Origin of the sequence: Marinobacter sp. bablab_jr003 (assembly GCF_016464245.1) — a bacterium.
Lineage (GTDB): Bacteria > Pseudomonadota > Gammaproteobacteria > Pseudomonadales > Oleiphilaceae > Marinobacter > Marinobacter vinifirmus.
Map to the genome: position 1 here is coordinate 1 of NZ_JADARC010000127.1, position 3,540 is coordinate 3,540.

Consider the following 3,540-nt stretch of genomic DNA (forward strand, 5'->3'; position numbering starts at 1 on the left):
AAATCTCGCGGCGGGTTTTACGCTTCTTGGTCTGGTACTCGGCTTCGGAGAAGGTGATCTGATCCATGGTGGCAACGAATCCTGTGCAGTTGACGATGACCGTATTATCGCTGATTTTGAGACTTATTCAGAGCCTCCCTAAATTTATTACCGTACCGCAAACCTTAAAATGTCAATAGATGTATATTTGACTTGCGCCTTGACTATCATCTTCTTCATTAGTCAATATTAATAATCGAGATTCTCCTTTAGATTTAACATACGAAAAATCAATAATAAAGGAACTTAACTCATACATGGGGAAAACTGTAAACCCCGATTCGAGCTCACTATTATCCCAGCGGGCTCTGATTAACATATCTGACCCTGAAGCGGGAGCTAACCCAGAAAAACCCGACCTTCTCTTTCTGAGATAGGTCAAAACAGATCCATTATTAACGACCACCTTCCTGGGAATAGACAGATGCTCCTCGTTAACGGAAAAGGCGTAATCAGGTGATGTAGTGATTTCCCTATCCTCCAAGCGTTTAGTTAGCCTTGGCGACGAAACCTTGCCCAAGTCTAGCCGTGGCCAGGACTCCCAGCCACGGTCCCGCAATTCAAGACTGTCTTCATTCACCACAATAGAGACTGTGCTATCAATAGGGAAAATGGAGAAAATCATATTCTCAGCATTAGACAAAAACATTGAATCATCCAGAACATCCTTTCCCTCCTCAGAAGCTGATGTTAGTTTTCCAATGTCACCATGCAAAAAGTCGTATCGCTGGGAGTACAGTCGATTGTTGATAAACCGTAAAGCAGTGTTCTCCGATTTTTTGGTTTCTTCCTGCAACTTTTCCCCAGATATTTCAAAGAGTTGAGAGAAGACCTTCGTATATTGCCCCTTGCCTGCAATATCTCGGTCCTGACCCCATACTACAGCGACCTCCGGATTCGGATCTGAGTCTGACTGACCAACCGACAAGAAAATCGCTTTCGAATTTTTGATGTTAGATGTTAGCGCATCAACTCTTTTTATCCTGTTTTCATCGAAGACGCCGAGCACCAATGTGGAATCTGACAGAAAAACCAGTTCACCGCCTTCGCGGTTCGACGTGGGGAGCGCCTCAACCATTTTCGGATTGAAATCTGCTGGCAAAGGAAGGACGCCGCGAAAATCACCCCCCTCTCGCACTTCACCTCCACTTTGATCGCCCTCGTCAATCAAGACGGAAAGTAAATATCTTTGAGCATCGGTGGACTTAATTGACACTGCAATCTTATCGCTGACCTGAAGAACCTCCAGAATCAGCCCTTCATCGGTGGATCCGGAATCGCCAAACTTAACATCGAATCCCTCAACATTGAGCCGACCCAATAGTGCAAGAAACTCTTTGTCGGTATTCAGGCCATCAATATTCGATACGACCCTGATACTCCTCTCTCCCGCCCATTCCGACAGCGAGTCCAAGGGTAAGTCGTAGCCTTGAGCCTGAGCACCTGACACTGCAAAAAAAACAAGAAAGATCACGGAAATTGGCTTCATAATATGCCCCTCAAAAAAATTGAGGCCCCGTCTCCGGCGCCTCAATCACATTACCTCCAGTCGCAATTAGTTCCCTGGGATCAGTAATTCCAGTTCAGTTCGAGCATTGCAACATAAGCTGCATCGTCTGCACCAGTTGCGTCCTCAACGCCTTTGCCTGGCAGGAAACTGGAGAGCACCAGTCTTGGAGCAAAATACTGGTTGGCCTGGTATTTTACAGCCACATCCAGTTCGGTACCGGCATAACTATCCACAGACCCTCTGGCAGTGCTGAGCGTCTCAAGCCCCCCCGTTTGCTGGAACCACATCGGGAAAATCTGCGCCTGATAAGACAGCTTTGGCGAGATCGACGCCAAATTTCCCGAACTGCCAACTGAGAGCATGATCTGGCCCGGGTTGTTACCAGTACCGGCATTGGAGATACCACCGTACCCTGCGCCACCAGGACCAGCTTGATCAAGAGCGAGACCGAAAAGGCCTGATGCTATCGCTTGGTTTGAGTTGGGCTGCCACCCCAAGAACTGGCCATCAATACCAATCAGGGGCGAGTATCTACCGATGTCTGTAATACCCAGCCAGCCCTCTACATCATTATCGGCAGGGTCGTCATCCCCACTGGCAACTCGTAGTGCAATAAAGGGATTAAAGGATTCACTAAGCGGGTACTCAAGCCCGGCGTAGCCAGCAAAGGCGCTTATGTCATCACCGTTGTCGAAACTCCCGGTCACACCTAGTGCCTCGGCCCGAATCTTCATGGCGCCAATATTCCCGATGTATTCGACACCATAATAGGTTGCTTTCGCACCTTGCTGCTGGTTGTCGCTATAAGTCAGGATCGGAGAAATACGACTACCTCTCCCCAGATCGATATCAAACTTTGAAGCAAACACATCCCAATCCAACTCTCCGTTGGCGGGGTTGGCCCCAGGGGCCTGGATGTCCGAAATCAATCCATCTGTAATTGGCATCCAGTAAACATCGTAACTGCCCCACGAGGTTTTTCCCGTGGCGCCGAACAGCGGATGGTCATCACCGTAAAGCAAACCGCCGGAGGCCATGTCCAGATTCTTGAAAGTCCAGCCACCCTGAAGTGTAAAGGCCGGATCGAAGGTGTAAGTGAAGAAGGCCTGCTCCAAGCCAAATCTCTCGCCTCGGTATGCGCGATCGACCGAATTGGCATCAAGGGCAAAGTCATTCTCGAGAAGCAGTTTACCCGTCCAGTTATCGCCAGTCGCCACTACACCAAGCCTGACCTCAGCCCTGACGTGCTCATCTCCAACCTGAACAGCACCCGCAGACGTTCCTGTGGCACCATCATCGACGCTGCTGTCCAAATCGAAATTAGAGAAATAGGTTGGTTGAAATTTGCCCTGGGTAAGAATATCTAGCTTGATTCCTGAGGCTGTGGGAACCTCCACCGCTAATGCTGCAGGCACTCCGTTTGCGGCTATCAGGACCCCCAGAACTCCCTGGCTGATTCGCTTTCGTATTATTGTCATTGATCCTCCAACGTCTCTGGTATGAGATCTTAGTTGTTGCAGCCCAATCGCTATAGGCTTTTTAACGAATACCACAGAAGCCTGAAATGAACCTGAAAATCTCATTATTTGTCATCTTCATTACATTTAAATAGGTTTTAATTGGCCGACATCAAATAAACGTCAGATCACCTGAAATATTAAAAATGTATTTCAGTTTTTCAGGAAAATATGAGTTAATAGTCCACGCTGCTCAAAAGGCTTCTGTTGGAACCTATAGTGGATTGCATCGTGAATGGTCTCCACCATTCGCATTCGCCGCAATACCTTTCGGTATTGCGGCTTTTTTATGCATCATCAATAGCTTGTAATGGTATTTTAAATGTCAGAGGCCTAGGGAGGCTCTGAATAAGTCTCAAAATCAGCGATAATACGGTCATCGTCAACTGCACAGGATTCGTTGCCACCATGGATCAGATCACCTTCTCCGAAGCCGAGTACCAGACCAAGAAGCGTAAAACCCGCCGCGAGATT

Annotated in this window: 2 protein-coding genes; both read right to left on the reverse strand. The window is 47.9% G+C overall.

The genetic code is table 11. The features are described 5' to 3' along the window. Nucleotides 1-172: 172 nt before the first annotated feature. Nucleotides 173-1,528 carry a hypothetical protein gene (locus tag H3Z84_RS15650; protein WP_199458127.1) on the reverse strand — a complete coding sequence of 452 codons (1,356 nt, stop codon included), beginning with the start codon at nt 1,526-1,528 and terminating at the stop codon, nt 173-175. 80 nt (nt 1,529-1,608) lie between these two features. Beyond that, nucleotides 1,609-2,964: a hypothetical protein gene (locus H3Z84_RS15655; RefSeq protein WP_199458128.1), complete on the reverse strand. Its 1,356-nt coding sequence runs from the start codon at nt 2,962-2,964 to the stop codon at nt 1,609-1,611. Nucleotides 2,965-3,540: the final 576 nt, after the last annotated feature.